We start from the raw sequence: 18439 nt of genomic DNA, 5'->3' as shown, positions 1-18439 counted from the left end.
GGGTGGGGGGGGGGGTGGGGGTGGGCGTGGGTGGCCCGGGAATGACGAAAGCGGGCCGCCGGTGGTGGTCGGGGCCCGCTTTCGGTGGTTCAGGGTTGGTTAGTCGCGAGGGGTCTTGCGTTGGCCCTTGGCCTGGGCGCGGGCGGCGGCGCGGCGTTCTTTGCGGGTGCCGCCCGGCTGGGGGCCGGACTGGGCGGGGTTGCCGGTCGTTTCGGCGTCGCCGCTCTCGGACGGGCCCGTGTAGGTCAGGCCCTGCTGGGCCCGGCCGTCCAGGCCCTTGCCGCGCAGCGCGGGCGGGATGGCGCTGCCGCTCTGGAGTTGCGCCAGGGCCGGGCCCGCGGGGGCCTGGTTGGCGTCCGCCTGCTGCTGGGCGGCGGCAGCGGCGGCGGCGCGGGCCCTGGCCCGGCTGCCGGCCAGCGGGCCGCCGTTGGCGATGGAGACCTGGACCGGCGGCTCGGCGGCCGGCTCCGGCTCGGCAGCCTCGACCTGGAGGTTGAAGAGGAAGCCGACGGTCTCCTCCTTCAGCGCCTCGAGCATGCCGTTGAACATGTCGAAGCCCTCCCGCTGGTACTCGATCAGCGGGTCGCGCTGGGCCATCGCCCGCAGGCCGATGCCCTCCTTCAGGTAGTCCATCTCGTACAGGTGCTCGCGCCACTTGCGGTCCAGGACGGAGAGCAGGACGCGGCGCTCCAGCTCACGCATGGCGCCCGGCCCGACCCGGCCGTCGATGTCCGCCTCACGCGCCTCGTACGCCGCCAGGGCGTCGGCCTGGAGCTTCGCCTTCAACGACTCGCGGGTGACGTCCTCGTCACCCTCGAGCACCTTCTTGGCGTCGAGCGTGATCGGGTACAGCGTCTTGAGCGCCGTCCACAGCTGGTCGAGGTCCCAGTCCTCGGCGTAGCCGTCGGCCGTCGCGCCGTCGACGTACGCGCCGACCACACTGGTGATCATGTGCTCGACCTGTTCGCGCAGGTCCTCGCCGTCGAGCACGCGGCGGCGCTCGGCGTAGATCACCTTGCGCTGCTCGTTCATGACCTCGTCGTACTTGAGGACGTTCTTGCGGATCTCGAAGTTCTGCTGCTCGACCTGCGTCTGCGCGCTGCGGATGGCCCGGGTGACCATCTTGTGCTCGATCGGCACGTCGTCCGGCACCTTCAGCCGGGTCATGACCGTCTCGACCATCGCCGCGTTGAAGCGGCGCATCAGCTCGTCCTTCAACGACAGGTAGAACCGCGACTCGCCGGGGTCGCCCTGACGGCCGGAACGACCGCGCAGCTGGTTGTCGATGCGCCGCGACTCGTGCCGCTCGGTGCCGAGCACGTACAGGCCGCCGGCCGCGCGGACCTCCTCGGACTCGGCCTTGACCTCGGCGGTGACCTCCTCGATCAGCTTCGCCCAGGCGGCCTCGTACTCCTCCGGGTTCTCCACCGGGTCGAGGCCGCGCTCGCGCAGCTCGTGGTCGGCGATGATGTCCGGGTTGCCGCCCAGCACGATGTCGGTGCCTCGACCGGCCATGTTGGTGGCCACCGTGACGGCGCCCTTGCGGCCCGCCTTCGCGATGATCAGCGCCTCGCGGTCGTGGTGCTTCGCGTTGAGCACCTCGTGCGGGATGCCCCGCCTGACCAGCAGCTTCGACAGGTACTCCGAGCGCTCGACGCTCGTCGTGCCGACCAGCACCGGCTGGCCCTTCTCGTGCCGCTCGGCGATGTCGTCGGCGACCGCGTCGAACTTGGCCTCCTCGGTCTTGTAGACGAGGTCGGCCTGGTCGGAGCGCTGCATCGGGCGGTTCGTCGGGATGGGCACGACGCCGAGCTTGTAGGTCTGGTGGAACTCGGCCGCCTCGGTCTCGGCGGTACCGGTCATGCCGCCCAGCTTCTCGTACAGGCGGAAGTAGTTCTGGAGGGTGATCGTGGCGAGCGTCTGGTTCTCCGCCTTGATCTCGACGCCTTCCTTGGCCTCGATCGCCTGGTGCATGCCCTCGTTGTAACGGCGACCGGACAGCACGCGGCCGGTGAACTCGTCGACGATCATGACCTCGCCATTGCGGACGATGTAGTCCTTGTCCTTGGCGAAGAGCTCCTTGGCCTTGATCGCGTTCTGGAAGTAGCCGACCAGCGGGGTGTTGGTCGAGTCGTACAGGTTGTCGATGCCCAGCTGGTCCTCGACGTACTGCACGCCCGCCTCGGTGACGCCGATCGTGCGCTTGCGCTCGTCCACCTCGTAGTGGGTGTCGCGGCGCATCTTGGTGGCCAGCCGCGCGAACTCGACGTACCAGCGCGAGGACTGGTCGGCCGGGCCGGAGATGATCAGCGGCGTGCGGGCCTCGTCGATCAGGATCGAGTCGACCTCGTCGACCAGCGCGAAGAAGTGGCCGCGCTGGACCATCTCGTCACGGCTCCAGGCCATGTTGTCGCGCAGGTAGTCGAAGCCGAACTCGTTGTTCGTGCCGTAGGTGATGTCGGCGTTGTAGGCGACCCGGCGCTGCTCGGGCGTCATCTCCGACAGGATCGCGCCGACGGTCAGGCCGAGGAAGCGGTGGATGCGGCCCATCCACTCCGCGTCGCGCTTGGCCAGGTAGTCGTTGGTCGTGACGACGTGCACGCCCTCGCCCGCGATCGCGTTGAGGTACGCGGGCAGCACGGACGTCAGCGTCTTGCCCTCACCGGTGCGCATCTCGGCGATCTGACCGAGGTGCAGCGCCGCGCCGCCCATGAGCTGGACGTCGAAGTGACGCTGGCCCAGGGTGCGCTTGGCGCCCTCGCGGACGACCGCGAAGGCCTCCGGCAGCAGGTCGTCCAGGGTCCAGCCGTCGGCGTAGCGCTTGCGGAACTCCTCGGTCTTCGCGCGCAGCTCCGCATCGGAGAGGTCGACGACGTCGTCTTCGAGGTTGTTGATGTGCGCTGCGATGTTGCGCAGGCGCTTGAGCATCTTGCCCTCGCCAGCGCGGAGCAGTCGGGACAGCACCATCCGGGTCGACCTCATTACCTCATCGCGACGCGCCCGGGGGGACGGGCGCCTTCCACCGGGGCTCACCACGGCCATGGCGAGCCTTCACCACCGACCATCGTAGGCAAGTCGTGAAGGTGTGTGCACAGACACAGGTAGGAACCCCTCTCGGAGGACCTCGCGAGGCGCTCCGCGGGCGCCCGACCGACCGACTCGGGGCCGTCCTGGATCGCGTTCCGTGACGAGGACCGCTCGGCCACCACCCGGACGGACGCAAAGCGGTCGGTCTCCCCCGGGCTCACGCGCCGAAAGCAGGCCATCGACCGGCTTTAGAGACAAATCCCACGCCACCGGGCCGGCCGGACTTCGACGGACGCCCGCCTGCTCCGAGGTGACCGGTTCGCGAACTCACACCTGTCGTCCGTGACACATTTTCCGACGATCACGGTTTCGATCACCGAAATGCGGCGCGCACGACGGCCCCCGGCGCGCAGAAGACGCCGGGGGCCGCGCGAAGTCGAGTGAGGGGACCGTGGTCAGGTGGCGCTCAGGCCAACCTGATCACGCCGTAGTCGAACCCCTTCCGGCGGTAGACGACGCTCGGACGGCCGCTGTCGGCGTCGGAGAACAGGTAGAAGTCGTGGCCGACCAGTTCCATCTCGTAGAGGGCCTGGTCGACGGTCATCGGCTTGGCCGTGTGCTCTTTCTCGCGCACGATCTGGCCGGGCAGGTTGTCCTCGACACCGTCTTCCCAGCGCTGCGCGGGCACTTCCGCCATGCCCTCGCGCGCGCGTTCCGGTTCGGCTGCTTCCAGCACGGCGGTGTGGCCGAGCCACATGCCCTGTGCCTGACCGCCGTCGCTGTCGGTGCGCAGCGGCAGGGACTCCCCGAGTCCGCTGGTCGCCTCGGCGACCGATGCCGGGGCACGTCGCCCGTGGTGCACGCGCCTGCGGTCATGCGAGCGCCGCAACCGGTTCTCGAGCTTGCTCACCGCGGAGTCCAGGGCGGCGTAGAAGTCGCCCGCACATGCTTCGGAACGAACCACCGGACCGCGTCCCTTGCCGGTGATCTCGACGCGCTGGCAGTTCTTCGACTGCCTGCGGTTCGGCTCGTGGAAAAGCTCCACGTCGAAGCGGATGACCTTGCGGTCGTAACGCTCAAGCCTGGCCAGCTTTTCGGCGACGTGAACCCTGTAGTGATCGGGCACCTCGACGTTGCGGCCCTTAACGACGATGTCCATACACGACCTCCCTCGCTTTGCTGCGAGCAATGGCTTTGGATCGCTTGGGCGCCGGATTCGCGATCATGTTCGCGGACTATGTCGCTGAGGGTGGCCCCTCAGCGCCCCACCGGCGCCAGGGTCATGGGCTGTTCGCCTCCTCCCCGCGTGCCGGGAACGCTGATAGCGGTGCACGTTAGCCCGGTATTCGCCGCTGCGACAGCCCCTGGGGCGGGGGAACTCCAAGATTTTCTTGTCGTGACGCAGAGCGACGAAAAACCGCTGTCGGCAGCGCGCCACGCGGGCGCGCTCCAACGCCACACCGACGACCGCTCACCCGAACGGCCGAGACCGGCACAGGCACCCGTCGGCAGAGTGGTTACGTCGAACGGCCTCTGCGCGGGCGTCATAACCGGCCAACGGCCGAGCGTCCCGGGAGGTTCCCGGCTGGATTCACCCGTGTGGGTGGGTTCCGCGTGCGGTGGTCAGCGTGAGGACAGCGGGTACCCGCAATCCGGCCGCTTTCAACACCGAAACGCACGCGCGCGCCGTCGATCCGGTCGTCACGACGTCATCCAGCAGGACGACCGATGTGCCCGGTGGTGGCAGGCGATCCAGGACGAGCCGGACGCGTCCCGCGAGATTCGCCTCTCGCGAGGCCGCGTCGAGCCGCACGGAATCGCGGACGCCTCTCGTGAACGCGAGCGCGGGCGCCGTGGAAAAGCCGGACGCACGTGCCATTCTCAGCACGTGGGAACCGCCGCGGGCACGGGCGGCCGACGCGCGCGACGGCGCCGGGACGAGCCACGGCGCGGGCCCGACACCGGGCAGCCCGGGCACGGCGGCGGCCACCAGGGCGCCGAACACGGCCGCCAGCTCACGGCGCCCGCGCTCCTTGAACGCGAGCACCAGCTCACGCGCCGCGCCCGCGTACGCGGCGAGGGCGAACACCGGCGGGCCGGCGCCGGGCACGCGCTTCGGCATCCCGAAGAGGGCCAGGCAGCGGGCGCAGAGCCGCACGCCCCACAGACCGCAGCCGGGACAGCGGGGCGGGAACAACAGGTTGATCAGCACGGTCGCCACGGTGCCGGCGACCACCGACAATCCAGGCCCCTCCGCCGAGGTGCGCGACGTTCTCGATCGGGTGAAGATGGATCCACGCCCACCGTGACGCTCGCGTCAGGCGGCCGAGGGGCCGCCCGCGGAGCTGCGGCCGTCGAACACCGCTCAGCCCGGGTAGAAGGCCTGGGTGCCCGGCTCCACCTTCGTCGTCGACGCACGCCACACGTCACCCACGTCGTTCGCGCTCCACAGCCCGCTCTGGTCCACCGCCAGCACGTTGCGACCGGGGGCTGCGGTGACGGACGCCACCGGCACGGTCAGGTTCGACGTGTTGTACCGCTCCACCCGCACCCCGTCGATGTTCACCTTCGCGATCGGCCAGGCGACCAGCGACGTGCTCACCACCAGCACGTCCTGCGCCAGCCAGTCCAGCCCCAACGCGCTGGCGCCCAGCTGGGACGGCTGCAGGTGGCGCGGCGACCGCAGCGACACCGCCGCGTCCTGACCGCGCACCACCGCCGCCACCACGAGCTTGCCGTCCACCACGGCCGCCACCCGCGTGCCGTCGCGCGAGAGCCGCAGGTCGGTGATGCGCCCCAGCTCGGCCAGCTCGGAGGCGTTGACCGCGTTCGCCGTCCACCCGCTGTCGGTCTTGATCACGCGCACCACGTTCGCGCCGTCGGCGACCGTCCACACCTCGATGCCCGGCTCGCCCTGGCGCCCGCTGAGCAGCCACGTCGGTCTGGTCATGGTCGACGCGCGCAGGTCGACCTCGGCCAACGGCTCCTGCACCGGCCCGACCCGCAGCCGCACGGCGTCGCCCGCCACCCGGTTCACCACGGCCAGCCGGCTGCCGTCCAGCGACTGCGCCGCACTCAGCACCTGGTAGTCGCCGGAGCCGGCGGGTCCGGGCACCGCGTCGCCGTTGATCTGCTTGACCCGCCCGTTGCCGACCAGCATCCCGTTGAGGCCCGCGTTCGGCGTGGCCAGCTCCTCACCGGTCTGCACGTCGGCGGGCCGCCACTCGAGCTGCTCGGAGCTGATCGGCTGGCCCTCGACCAGGACCCGGATCCGGCTGCTGGACACGCCCGCGAGCGACCTCACCACCTGGGCGATGATCTGCTTGCCGGTCTGCACCGTGATGTCGCCGACCTTGGTCAGGTCGACCTCCAGCGCGCCGTCGTCGGCCTCGGAGGTGTTCTTGCGCTGCGCGGCGCCGTTCGGGATGGCCGAGACCAGCGCGCCCCTCATACCCACCGCGGGCCCCTTGAGCAGCAGGCTCGTCACCCGGCTCGGGATCGACGTGGACGGCGCGATGACCACCCAGCGCGGGTCGGGCACGAGCACGCTGAAGTCCGGGCTGTAGAAGAACAGCGTGACCCGGCGGTAGTTCTGCTGGAACCCGCCCAGCGGCACGTAGACGCCGTCGGGGGGCGCGGAGATGCGCCACTGGTCCTCGGCGTCGCGCTCGATGCCGATCGGGGTGTCGAGGGGGCCGATGAGCTGGATGAACGAGTTGTCCTCCAGCTGCAACCGGCCGACGTTGCGCCCTTGCAGCAGCACGGTGCGGTTCTTGTCGTCCGCCGTCACGCCCGGCGTCGGCACGGTGTTGAACGTGGTGTCGATGATCGTCGGCGTGCCCTTGGTGTTCCACGCCTTCTTCGCGTCCTCGGTCAGGTACGCCTTGGCCGCCGCGTAGTCGCCCTCGGGGTTGGCCGAGGCGTTGACGAACTCGCGGACCAGCGTCAACGGGTCGATGTCCTCGACCGGCTCGGGCGCGGCGGCCTGGGTGGCGTTGCCCGCCGACGGGTTCACCGCGATCGGGGACGTCTCGGTGGGGATCGCGGCGCAGCCGGCGGCCACGAGCACGGCCAGGAGCACCGCGAGGATCCTCACCGGACCTCCTCGCGTTCGCCGGTGACCGGTTGCGCGGGCTGCCACGTGATCTCCTCCTCGGTCAGCTCGACCTCCTCCACCGGCTCGGGCTCGCCCGGCTCCGGCTCGACCACGGGCGGCAGGTCGGGCGGTTCGAGCGGCAGCGGGCTGGACGTCAGCTCGTGGCCCAGCCGGCACGGGATGGTGAGCCGGAACACCGCGCCGTGGCCGCGTTCGCCCCACGCCTCCAGCCGACCGCCGTGCAGCCGCGCGTCCTCCAGGCTGATCGACAGGCCGAGGCCGGTGCCGCCGGTGCGGCGGTTGCGGGACGGGTCGGCGCGCCAGAACCGGTTGAACACCAGGTCGGCCTCGCCGGGGCGCAGGCCGACGCCGTGGTCCCGGACGGTCACCGCGACCGCCTCGCCGTCGCCGCGCAGCGTCAGCTCGACCGGCAGGCCCTCGCCGTGGTCGATGGCGTTGGCCAGCAGGTTGCGCAGGATCCGCTCGACCCGGCGGGAGTCCAGCTCGGCGGTGACCTCGTGGTCGGGCAGGTCCATCACGATCGTGGTGCCGCTGCTGTTGGCGATGGCGCGCACGGCGTCGTGGGCGCGCCTGGCCAGCACCCGGATGTCGACCAGCTCGGCGGCCAGCTCCTCGACGCCCGCGTCGAGCCTGCTGATCTCCAGCAGGTCGCCGAGCAGCGACTCGAACCGGTCCAGCTCGTCGACCAGCAGCTCGGTCGACCGGGCCAGGCCGCCGGGGAACTGCTCGCGCGAGGCGTGCAGCACGTCCGCGGCCATCCGCACGGTGGTCAACGGCGTGCGCAGCTCGTGGGAGACGTCGGAGGTGAACCGGCGTTGCAGCTGGCCGAACTCCTCCAGCTGGTGGATCTGGCGCTGGATGCTGGCGGCCATCTCGTTGTACGACTCGGCCAGCCGCGCCACGTCGTCCTCGCCGACCACGGGCATCCGCTGGTCGAGGCTGCCGTCGGCGAACCGCTCGGCGATCTCGGCGGCCTGCCGCACGGGTCGGACCACCTGCCGCGTGACCAGGTTCGCGATGAGCGCGAGCAGCAGGAGCAGCACCACGCCGCCGACCACGAGCGTGCTCTGCACGACGTCCGCGGTGGCCTGTTCGCTGGTCAGCGGGAACAGCAGGTACAGGTGCATGGCGCGGGCGGAGCTGTTCACCGGTTTGCCGACGACCAGCAGCGTGGTGGGTCCGGTCTCCCGCTCCACGGTGGTGATCTGGTAGCCGGCGCTGCCCCGTTCGAGCATCTTGAACAGCCCGTCCGGCACGTCCTCGTACTGGCCGACGGCGACCGGCAGGCCGTCGGAGCCGGTGCCGACGGGGTCGCGGAGCACCGGCTCGAACGCGCCCGCGCCGGAACTGGTCGGGTCGAGGTCGACCCCGGAAGTGTTGATCTTGTTCAGGGCGGTGGTGAACCGGGTCTTCACGCTGTCGGGGCCGGGGTTGAGGCCCGCCAGGTCGGGCTGGATCGCCGCCGCGCTCGCCTCGGCCTGCCGGACCGCCGCCTCGATCTTGGTCTCCAGCAGCTGGCCGGTGATCTGCACCTGGAGCACCATGCCCAGCACGAACACCACGGCCGACGACAGCGCGAGCGTGCTCACCACGACCCGCAGCTGCAACGAGCGCCGCCACAGCTCGCCGAACGTGATCGCCTGCCTGCGAGCGCGTTCGACCCCGCGGCGCACCTCGCGCACCACGGGGTCGAACCAACGCTCGGTCATCTCCAGCGCTTTCCGATCACGGAGGTCCGGCCTTGTACCCGACACCGCGCACGGTCAGCACCACCTCGGGGTGCTCCGGGTCGCGCTCGACCTTGGAGCGCAGCCGCTGCACGTGGACGTTCACCAGCCGGGTGTCCGCGGCGTGCCGGTAGCCCCACACCTGCTCCAGCAGCACCTCGCGGGTGAACACCTGGCGCGGCTTGCGGGCCAGCGCCACGAGCAGGTCGAACTCCAGCGGCGTGAGCTGGATCGGCTTGCCCTCGCGCAGCACCTCGTGGCCGGGCACGTCGATGGTCAGGTCGCCGATCTGGAGCACCTCGGCGGGCTCCGCCTCGGTGCGGCGCAGGCGGGCGCGGATGCGCGCCACCAGCTCCTTCGGCTTGAACGGCTTGACCACGTAGTCGTCCGCGCCCGACTCCAGGCCGAGCACCACGTCCACCGTGTCACTCTTCGCGGTCAGCATCACGATCGGTACGCCCGACTCGGACCTGATCGCCTTGCAGACGTCGATGCCGTTCATGCCGGGCAGCATCAGGTCCAGCAGGACCAGGTCGGGCTTCAGCTCGCGCAGCGCGGGCAGCGCGCGGGCGCCGTCGGCCACCACAGCGGTGTCGAAGCCCTCGCCCCGCAGCACGATGGTCAGCATCTCCGCCAGAGCGGGGTCGTCGTCCACGACGAGCACGCGTGCCTTCATACTCAACATCGTCCCACTAGTGGCCGGGAGTCCACGCACCGCCCAGCGGTCATCGCTGCTGGTCGTCGTGCGCGTCCACTCCGTAGCCAGTCTCTGCCGCCGATCCACGTGCCCACCTCGTCCCGCCGAAACGCGAATCCTCTGCGACTCATCGGCGGAGTGGTGACGTTTTGTTACTTTGTAACACTAATGGGTGAACCACCGATCGAGGATCTCCTCGACGCGCAGGTCAACGGTGCCGTCCAGCACTTCCCACGGCGACAGCCACGCGGCCGCGGCCAACCCGTCGTACACGGCGGCGCAGCGCGCTTGCAGCCCACCGTCCGATTCGTACAGGTCCCGCCCCCGGGCCTCTTCCACCTCGCGGTTGGCCGCGCGGTCCGCCGCGACGCCCGCCGGCACGCGCAAGAGCAGGTGCAGATCCGGGATCGGCAACCCGAAGCGATCCACCTCCAGCGACCGGAGCCACTCGACGAACTCCCCGTCCGCGCCCTGGTGCAGCCGGGCCGCGCCGTAGGCCGCGTTGGACGCCACGTACCGGTCGAGCAGCACGACGTCGTACTGGTCGAGGTCGGCCCGGATCCGGTCGGCCGCCCCGCGCCGGTCCAGCGCGTAGAGGACCGACATGCCGTACACCGAATCCGTGAGGTCGCCCAGCCTGCCGTGCAACGCGTCGCGCACCAGATCGGCGTGCACGTCCTCGTCGTAACGCGGGAAGGCGCCCGTGGCGACCTTCGCGCCACGCGCGTCCAGCGCGTCGGTCAACGCCTTGGCCAGGGTGCGCTTGCCGGCGCCGTCCAAGCCCTCGATCACGACGAGTTTGCCCACGAGAACACCCTAAGGGGCACCGTCCGCTCACGATCGGCCGCATGACATCGCCCAGTCGGGTGATCGGAGATCCTTTGCGTCACCAGATTGAGTGACTACGGTGAAGCCCATTTCCGGTTGCGCGAAAGGGTGGTGCCGCGGTGACCGCGGATTCCGGGCACGCCAGACCGGTTGAGCAGCAGACCGCCCACCCGCCCGGGAGCCTGCCCGGCGGCCTCGCCGAAACCCTGCGGTACGGCCCGTTCCACCGCGCGCTGCACGACGCCATCGCGCACCGCGGCCTGTCCCTGGCCCGCCTGCGGGCGCACCTGGAGCAGCTCGGCGTCCAGGTCGGACAGTCGACGCTCAGCTACTGGCAGCGCGGGCTGCGGCACCCCGAGGTGCCACGCGCCATCGCCACCGTGCGCGCGCTGGAGACCGTCCTGAAGCTGCCGCCGGAGTCCTTGGTGGCGCTCGTCGGCAACCGGCCGCAGCCCCGGCTGACCCGTCCCAGCGGCTGGGTGTCGCCGGTGCCGGTGCTGTCGGAGTTCGAGGCGGTCAGCGACGTCGGGGCGAACACCGACATCGAGGTGCTGTCCGTGCACGACACCGTGCTGATCGGGCCGGAGCGGGAGCAGCGGTCGATCAGCACCCGGCTGGTGGTGCGCGCGGCGAAGGCCGGGCCCGACCGGTACCTGGCCGTGCACCAGGGCGACGAGGGGTGCCTGATCGACAACGCGCTCGTGCGGCCCGGCGAGGGGTGCCGGCTCGGTCGGCTGCGCCGGCAGCTGGCCACGCGCGGACTGGCGTTCGAACTGCTGTTCGACCGCAGGCTCGCCGAGGGCGAGGAGCACGTGTTCAGCTTCACGGTGGTGGACGACACGGGCGGGCCGACACCCGGCCACCGGCGGGCGTTCCGCGAACCGTGCCGCGGGTACCTGCTGCAACTGGCGTTCAACCGGCGCGCCCTGCCGGCGCGGTGCACCAAGCAGTTCCGGGTCGACGCCGACGCCGTGCCGGTGGACCTGGAGGAGCTGGTGTGCGGGCTGGGCGGCTTCGCCAGCGCGTACTTCGAGGACGTGGGCCCCGGCGTGGCCGGGATCAGCGTCGAGTGGACCTGAGAACGGCCGGGGCGACGCTCGCCCCGGCCGTTCCCACGATCCGCCGGCTCAATACCGGTAGTGCTCGGGCTTGTAGGGGCCCTCGACGTCGACGTCGATGTACTCCGCCTGGTCCTTGGTCAGCTTGGTGAGCTTGCCACCGAGCGCCTCGAGGTGGATGCGGGCGACCTTCTCGTCCAGCACCTTCGGCAGGCGGTACACCTCCTTGTCGTACTCCTGGTGCTTGGTGAACAGCTCGACCTGCGCGATCACCTGGTTGGAGAACGAGTTCGACATCACGAAGCTGGGGTGGCCGGTGGCGTTGCCCAGGTTGAGCAGGCGGCCCTCCGACAGCACCAGGATCGAGTGGCCGTCCGGGAACACCCACTCGTCGACCTGCGGCTTGATGTTGATCCGCCGGATGCCGGGGAAGCGGGCGAGGCCGGCCATGTCGATCTCGTTGTCGAAGTGGCCGATGTTGCCCACGATCGCCTGGTGCTTCATGGCCGCCATGTGCTCGATGCGCACGACGTCCTTGTTGCCGGTCGTGGTGATGACGATGTCGGCGCGGCCGATCACGTCCTCCAGCGTCGCGACCTCGTAGCCGTCCATCGCCGCCTGCAACGCGCAGATCGGGTCGATCTCGGTCACGATGATGCGGGCGCCCTGGCCGCGCAGCGAGTCCGCCGCGCCCTTGCCGACGTCACCGTAACCGCAGACCACGGCCACCTTGCCGCCCATGAGGACGTCGGTGCCGCGGTTGATGCCGTCGATCAGCGAGTGCCGGATGCCGTACCGGTTGTCGAACTTCGACTTGGTCACCGCGTCGTTGACGTTGATCGCCGGGAACAGCAGCTCACCGGCGGCGGCCAGCTGGTACAGCCGCATGACGCCGGTGGTGGTCTCCTCGGTGACGCCGCGGATGCCCTCGGCGATCTTGGTCCACTTGCCGCTGTCGGCCGCCAACGAGGCGCGCAGCGTGCCCAGGAAGATCTTCCACTCCTCCGGGTCGTCCGCCTCGGGCTGCGGCACGACGCCGGCCTTCTCGTACTGCAGGCCCTTGTGGACGAGCATCGTGGCGTCGCCGCCGTCGTCCAGGATCATGTTCGGGCCGCCGCCGTCCGGCCAGGTCAGCATGGACTCGGCGGTCCACCAGTACTCCTCCAGCGTCTCGCCCTTCCAGGCGAAGCACGGGATGCCCTTGGGCTCCTCCTCGGTGCCGTGGGGGCCGACCACGACCGCGGCGGCGGCGTGGTCCTGCGTGGAGAAGATGTTGCACGACGCCCAGCGCACCTCGGCGCCCAGGGCGACCAGGGTCTCGATCAGGACGGCGGTCTGCACGGTCATGTGCAGTGAGCCGGAGATCCGCGCGCCCTTGAGCGGGTAGACCTCCGAGTACTCGCGGCGCAACGCCATCAGGCCGGGCATCTCGTGCTCGGCCAGCCGGATCTCTTTGCGGCCGAACTCGGCCAGGGAGAGGTCCGCCACGGCGAAGTCGATGCCGTTGCGGGTCTGGAGCCTCTCGGCGGTCATCGCGGGTTCCTCCATCTTCGGGTAGGACGAGCCGACCCTACCGCCCGCCACGCCGGGCCACGGCGGTCGGCGGCATCTGCGCCCCCATGGACCAGTATGGCGAAGCTCAGGTGATGTTCGCGGGAGGATCTGTGCTGATTCCCGGCCCCGACACGCGGGTGGTCGAACTGCGGGTGCACGGTGTCCAGGGCACCACGCCGCAGTCGCTGGTCGACGCGGTGGCGGCGGTGGACGTGGCGGGCGACGGGCTCGGCCGCATCGTCCGCCCGGCCGACCGGCTGCGCAGACCGGCGCCCGGCCCGGTGTTGCAGGCCGCCGGGCGCCCGGTCACCCGGGTGGTCGAGGGCTACGTCTGGGGCGCGATGACCTCGGGTGGCTGGGCCAAGGCGACGTGGGCGCTGCTGTTCCCGTTCTCGCTGGCGAACGTGGCGCACTGGATGCTGCCGCCGACGCCGACCGGTTCCGTGCCCGCTCACCTGCTGGGCGTGGCGCTGCGCGCGTTGCTCCGGTTGGCCGCGCTGCTGCTGACCGTGCTGCTGGTCGCCCAGCTGGAGGTGATCAGCCTCGACCTGGTGGCCGCGCAGTGCCTCGCGCCGGGCGCCACGTGCCTGTGGGGCCCGTCGTGGCTGAGCACGACGCCGTGGGTGCGCGCGGTCGTGGGCCTGGCGCCGATCGCGCTGGCCGTGCTGGTGCTGCACCGGATGTCGAGCGTGGACTGGCGGATCGAGCGCAAGGAGGTGCCGGCGGCCGAGGGCGTGCGGTCCGGGCTGCCCGGCGCGCACGTGGCCACCGACCCCGACACGCCCGCGTTGCGGGTGCTGCACGTGGTCGCGGGCCTGGGCACGGCCGTGGTGATCGCGTTGGGCGGTCCGGCCGGTCCCCTGCTCGCGCCCGGCGGCCACGGCGTCGCGATCACCGTGTGCTGGGTGCTCGGGGTGGCGCTGGTGGGGGTGGCGGCGCTGGGCGCGATGCTGCTGGACGACCCGACCGGCGGCGCGCCGCACCGGGGCGGCCGGTGGCTGCGGGCGGCGCTGGGGCGCCGGCCGCGGCGCGTGCTGCAGGCCGTGGCGTGGCTGTCGTTGCCGGTCGCGGTGGTGCTGCTGGACCGGCTGCCGGTGCGGCTGCCCGGCGCGGACCTGGCCGTGCAGATGGTCGCGGCGATGGTGGCGCTGGTGTGCGTGCTGATCGCCGTGCTGCTGGTGCCCGCCGCGTTGCTGGCCCGGCGCACGTGGTCGGCGCAACCGCGCGAGCTGCGGCCGTGGGCGGGCGGGTGGATGGCCGCGCCGGTGGTGGCGGTGGCCGCGCTGCTCGGCGGCGGGTTCGGCGCGGGGGTGGCGCTGACCGCGCGGCGGGTGCTCGGGTACGGCGACCTGCCGCGCGGGTACGACTACATCGCGCTGCTGTGGGGCGTGGCCGGGGTGCTGGCGTTCCTGGCCGGGGTGGCGATGGCGGCGGCCACCGGGATGATGCGGTGGAGCTCCCTCCGGCGGATTCCCCACGGTGGCGACGAGAGCCGGGTCAAGGAGTGGGCGCGTGAGGCGTCCTTGTTGCACTCGGGGCGCGCACGGGACGCGAGGCGCGCTGCGCGGGCGTGGTGGTGGGCGCGGTGGCAGCGGCGGCACAGCCACCACGTGGTGCTGATCATGTCGACGGTGCTGGCGGTCGGCGCGGTGCCGGCGGCGTTCCTGCGGCTGCGGGAGGTCGACCCGCCCACGTGGGCGCGGCCGGTCGTCGCGCTCGGCGTGGTCGTGCTGGCCGTGCTGGCGTTGTCGCTGCTCCGGGCCGTGTACCTGGCGGCACGGCGGCCGGACAAGGCCCGGCAGGTCGGGGTGCTGGCGGACCTGGCGGCGTTCTGGCCGCGCGAGGCGCACCCCGTGGTGCCGCCGTGCTACGCGTTGAAGGTGGTGCCGGAGCTGGTGGCGCGGGTGCGGGAGCACCTGGCCGACCCCGGCACGCGGGTGGTGCTGGCCGGGCACAGCCAGGGCAGCCTGCTCGCGGCGGTCGCGGCGGCACGGCTGCTGGAGGAACTGCCGCCGGCCGAGGCGGAACGGGTGGGCTTGGTCACGGCGGGCTCGCAGTTGCAGTGGGCCTACCCGAGGGCGTTCCCGGCGGTGGTGCCGCACAGCTCGCTGGAGACGCTGGCGGGCGGGCTGGCCGGGCGGTGGCGCGCGCTGTGCCGCGGCACGGACGCGTTGGGCGGCGCGGTGATGACGTGGGACCGGCAGGTGTTCGACGGGATGCTGCTCGGCGCGGGGTTCCGGCCGGACGGCACGTCGGGCGCGTTGCCGCCGGCGTTGCGCGGTCCGACGGGCGCGCTGGTGCTCGGCGGCGACCACTGGCTGCCGGACCCGCAGCGCGGTCCGTTCCCCGGTCGCCGGTGGGCGGCGGGCGTGAACCGGCACGCCGACTACACCTCTGACCCCGAGTGGGACCGGGCGATCGCCATCGCGGCGGGCCTGGAGACGACGGACCCGCCGTCGCCTCCCGTGCTGCCGACCGCGCGGCGGGCGCCGATCAGCTCGCCGTTGACCGAACCGACGTGAGCAGCCGGTCGGCCGCCGCGGTGCGGCCGGTCTCGGCGAGCAGGCCCGCCGGGGCCAGCACGTAGTCGCGGTCGACCGCGATCGCCGCCGTGCGCAGGATCGGGCGCAGGACGGGGTCGGCGCGCAGCACGCGTTCGACGTCGGCGGTCGACTCGGCGTGCCGGAAGACGCCGCCGGAGAGCACCAGCAAGCCCGCGCCCTGCGGTCCGAGTTGGCCGTCGACGAGCCTGAGGTGGCGGCGGACGGCCAGCACGGCGGCGAGCGCGGCCAGCCGGTGGTCCGCGGTCGGGTCGTCGGGCAGCCAGCTCACGTCGGCGGCCCGGGCGGCGGCTTCCCGCCCCAGCACGAGGGCTTCGTCCTTGTCGATCAGCTTCTCCGCGAGCGCCTCGGCCACCACGCCGGGTGCGGACCAGCGCAGGCCGAGGTCGCCCTCGACGGTGCGGCGGTCGGGCGGCAGCGCCACCGTCCGCTCCGGACCTTCCACAGTGGACACCGCGGAGTAGACGTCCGTGGTGGCGCCGCCGACGTCCACCACGAGCACCGCGCCCTCGTGGTCCTGCATGGCCAGCCGGGACACGCCGCTCAGCACGGCGTCCGGGGTCACGGCGAGCACGAGCCCGCGGAACCTCCGGCCCCGGGACAGGCCCTTGCCGCCGATCACGTGCCGGAGGAACACCTCGCGGATCGCCGCGCGGGCCGGCCCCGGCGCGAGCTCGCCCACGTCCGGCAGCACGTTCGCGGTCCGCACGACGGTCCGCGCGGCGAGCAGGTCGGCCGCCGCCGGCTGGGCCTCGACGTTGCCGGCGAGCACGATCGGGCACGCGAGCCGGCCCAGCCTGGCCGCGTTGTGCAGGAGCACCGACTCGTCGCCGCCGTCCGTGCCGCCGACCAGGAGGACCAGGTCCGGCCGGGCCGCGCGCAACGCCCGCACGCCAGCGCCGTCGAGCGGGCCGGCCGAGACGTGCACGACCTTCGCGCCCGCCGACAACGCCACCCGGTACCCGGCCTCGGCGCTGACCAGCCGTTCCTGCCCGACGACCGCGAGCCGCAGCCCGCCGCCCGCCGAGGAGCAGGCGAGGGTGTGCTCGGCGGGGCCCAGGGCACGTGTGACGGCGTCGATGCCTTGAAGCACCTCCGGCGGGGTAGTCGGGTGCTGTGCGGTGCCGAGCAACTCGCCGGCGTGCGACACGAGGGCGCCCTTGGTCCACGTCGAGCCGACGTCCAGGCAGAGCACTGTCATGCGCGAAAACTACCGGTGCCGCCATTTGTCGGTACCCACCTTTAGGCTGAAAGCACCAACACCGACCAGGGCGCGGGGACGCGTCGGAGCAGGCGATCGAGCACAGGAGGACCACCGTGCCGGGCAACGGGCTGTGGCGCACGAAGTCGGTAGAGCAGTCGATCGCGGACACCGACGAGCCGGACACCAGACTCCGCAAGGACCTCACCGCGTGGGACCTGACGGTCTTCGGCGTCGCGGTCGTGATCGGCGCGGGCATCTTCACGCTCACCGCGTCCACCGCGGGCAACCTCGCGGGGCCGTCGGTGTCGTTGGCGTTCGTGCTCGCGGCGGTGGCCTGCGCGCTGGCCGCGTTGTGCTACGCGGAGTTCGCCTCGACCGTGCCGGTGGCCGGCAGCGCGTACACGTTCTCGTACGCGACGTTCGGCGAGTTCATGGCGTGGATCATCGGTTGGGACCTGGTGCTGGAGTTCGCGGTCGGCGCGGCGGCGGTGGCCAAGGGCTGGTCGCTGTACCTGCAGACGGTGCTGGGGCAGTTCGGCGTGGCGGTGAAGACCACCGCGTCGGTCGGCGGGGTCGACGTCGACTGGGGCTCCTTGCTGCTCATCGCCGTGCTGACGACGCTGCTGGTGATCGGCACGAAGCTGTCGTCGCGGGTGAGCGCGGTGATCACGGCGGTGAAGGTGGCCGTCGTGCTGCTCGTGGTCGTGCTCGGCATCGGGTACGTCAAGGCGGAGAACTACACCCCGTACATCCCGCCCGCCGAGTCCGGCGGCGCCGCCGGGTCCGGTTTGGAGCAGTCGCTGTTCTCGCTGGTCACGGGCTTCGAGGGCAGCACGTACGGCGTGCTGGGGCTGTTGGCCGCCGCGTCGCTGGTGTTCTTCGCGTTCATCGGCTTCGACGTGGTCGCGACGACCGCCGAGGAGACCCGCGACCCGCAGCGCGCCGTGCCGCGCGGCATCCTCGGGTCGCTGGCGATCGTGACCGTGCTGTACGTGGCGGTGTCGCTGGTGATCACCGGGATGCTGCCGTACGACCAGCTCAAGACCCAGCCCGACGGCACGCGGGCGACGTTGGCGACGGCGTTCTCGGCCAACGGCGTCGACTGGGCGGCCACGGTGATCTCGGTGGGCGCGCTCGCCGGTCTGACCACGGTGGTGATGGTGCTGATGCTCGGCCAGTCGCGGGTGCTGTTCGCGATGTCGCGTGACGGCCTGCTGCCGCGCGGCCTGGCGCGCACGGGCAAGCACGGCACGCCGTTCCGGATCACCGTGATCATCGGTGTGCTGGTCGCCGTCGCGGCGGGCTTCTTCCCGGCGGGCAGGCTGGAGGAGATGGTGAACGTGGGCACGTTGTTCGCGTTCATCCTGGTCTCGGCGGGCGTCCTGGTGCTGCGCAAGACCCGGCCGGACCTGCCGCGCGGCTTCCGCGTGCCGCTGGTGCCGCTCGTGCCGGTGCTGGCGATCCTGGCGTGCCTGTGGCTGATGCTGAACCTGACCGCGTTGACGTGGGTGCGGTTCCTGGTGTGGATGGCGCTGGGCGTCGTCGTGTACTTCGCGTACAGCCGGCGGCATTCGGTGCTGCACCGCCGGGGCGCCACCGCCGTGCCCGTGGTGAAGCACGACGAGATCCCGTGACGCCGGAGCGGCTTGGTCCCGTTCGCCGGGAC

The 18439-nt window shown here is 71.8% G+C and carries 11 protein-coding genes and 1 pseudogene; 3 read left to right on the top strand and 9 right to left on the bottom strand.

Annotated elements, in window-relative coordinates; translation table 11 throughout:
- Positions 1 to 470 precede the first annotated feature (470 nt).
- The 7 genes and pseudogenes from secA to ABTZ99_RS42460 form a co-directional block, all read right to left on the bottom strand.
- Positions 471 to 2967, bottom strand: a pseudogene (gene secA / locus ABTZ99_RS42490) (preprotein translocase subunit SecA); the annotation flags it as partial.
- A 526-nt stretch (positions 2968 to 3493) separates the two neighbouring features.
- Complete coding sequence (gene hpf / locus ABTZ99_RS42485) at positions 3494 to 4186, bottom strand: ribosome hibernation-promoting factor, HPF/YfiA family (protein ID WP_499618749.1); 693 nt, start codon at positions 4184 to 4186, stop codon at positions 3494 to 3496.
- A gap of 432 nt (positions 4187 to 4618) precedes the next feature.
- Positions 4619 to 5239, bottom strand: a complete 621-nt coding sequence (locus tag ABTZ99_RS42480; protein WP_499618747.1) for a ComF family protein — start codon at positions 5237 to 5239, stop codon at positions 4619 to 4621.
- Between the two features lie 153 nt (positions 5240 to 5392).
- A complete protein-coding gene (locus ABTZ99_RS42475) occupies positions 5393 to 7123 on the bottom strand; it encodes an LpqB family beta-propeller domain-containing protein (protein WP_498786766.1) in 1731 nt (576 codons plus the stop codon).
- Positions 7120 to 8853 carry an MtrAB system histidine kinase MtrB gene (gene mtrB, locus ABTZ99_RS42470; protein ID WP_499618745.1) on the bottom strand — a complete coding sequence of 578 codons (1734 nt, stop codon included), beginning with the start codon at positions 8851 to 8853 and terminating at the stop codon, positions 7120 to 7122. Before mtrB ends, ABTZ99_RS42475 begins: the two co-directional genes overlap by 4 nt.
- Before the next feature lie 16 nt (positions 8854 to 8869).
- The gene (gene mtrA / locus ABTZ99_RS42465) at positions 8870 to 9547 is read right to left on the bottom strand and encodes an MtrAB system response regulator MtrA (RefSeq protein ID WP_015104936.1); all 678 of its coding nucleotides are present in this window, start codon (positions 9545 to 9547) and stop codon (positions 8870 to 8872) included.
- A gap of 186 nt (positions 9548 to 9733) precedes the next feature.
- Positions 9734 to 10375 (bottom strand): dTMP kinase, encoded by a 642-nt coding sequence (locus ABTZ99_RS42460; protein ID WP_498786764.1) that lies wholly within the window; start codon positions 10373 to 10375, stop codon positions 9734 to 9736.
- Between the two features lie 140 nt (positions 10376 to 10515).
- Between ABTZ99_RS42460 and ABTZ99_RS42455 the strand changes: the two genes are divergently transcribed.
- Positions 10516 to 11475 carry a hypothetical protein gene (locus ABTZ99_RS42455; RefSeq protein ID WP_499618742.1) on the top strand — a complete coding sequence of 320 codons (960 nt, stop codon included), beginning with the start codon at positions 10516 to 10518 and terminating at the stop codon, positions 11473 to 11475.
- Between the two features lie 48 nt (positions 11476 to 11523).
- On the opposite strand, the gene ahcY is transcribed toward ABTZ99_RS42455, so the two are convergent.
- Positions 11524 to 12987, bottom strand: a complete 1464-nt coding sequence (gene ahcY / locus ABTZ99_RS42450; RefSeq protein ID WP_498786762.1) for an adenosylhomocysteinase — start codon at positions 12985 to 12987, stop codon at positions 11524 to 11526.
- Between the two features lie 86 nt (positions 12988 to 13073).
- On the opposite strand from ahcY, the gene ABTZ99_RS42445 reads away from it, so the two are divergent.
- The gene (locus ABTZ99_RS42445; protein ID WP_499618739.1) at positions 13074 to 15530 is read left to right on the top strand and encodes a hypothetical protein; all 2457 of its coding nucleotides are present in this window, start codon (positions 13074 to 13076) and stop codon (positions 15528 to 15530) included.
- Here the strand turns inward: ABTZ99_RS42445 and ABTZ99_RS42440 are convergent.
- Positions 15502 to 16770, bottom strand: coding sequence for a glutamate mutase L (locus tag ABTZ99_RS42440; RefSeq protein WP_499618737.1), 1269 nt, complete (start codon positions 16768 to 16770; stop codon positions 15502 to 15504). The genes ABTZ99_RS42445 and ABTZ99_RS42440 overlap by 29 nt on opposite strands.
- A gap of 116 nt (positions 16771 to 16886) precedes the next feature.
- Here ABTZ99_RS42440 and ABTZ99_RS42435 point away from each other — a divergent pair, with 116 nt between their 5' ends.
- Positions 16887 to 18407 carry an amino acid permease gene (locus tag ABTZ99_RS42435; protein WP_498786759.1) on the top strand — a complete coding sequence of 507 codons (1521 nt, stop codon included), beginning with the start codon at positions 16887 to 16889 and terminating at the stop codon, positions 18405 to 18407.
- Positions 18408 to 18439: the final 32 nt, after the last annotated feature.

The organism is Actinosynnema sp. NPDC002837 (assembly GCF_040295345.1).
In the GTDB taxonomy this organism is placed as follows: domain Bacteria; phylum Actinomycetota; class Actinomycetes; order Mycobacteriales; family Pseudonocardiaceae; genus Actinosynnema.
The sequence above is the reverse complement of the archived record's forward strand: the minus strand, read 5'-3'. Positions and strand labels throughout refer to the sequence as shown.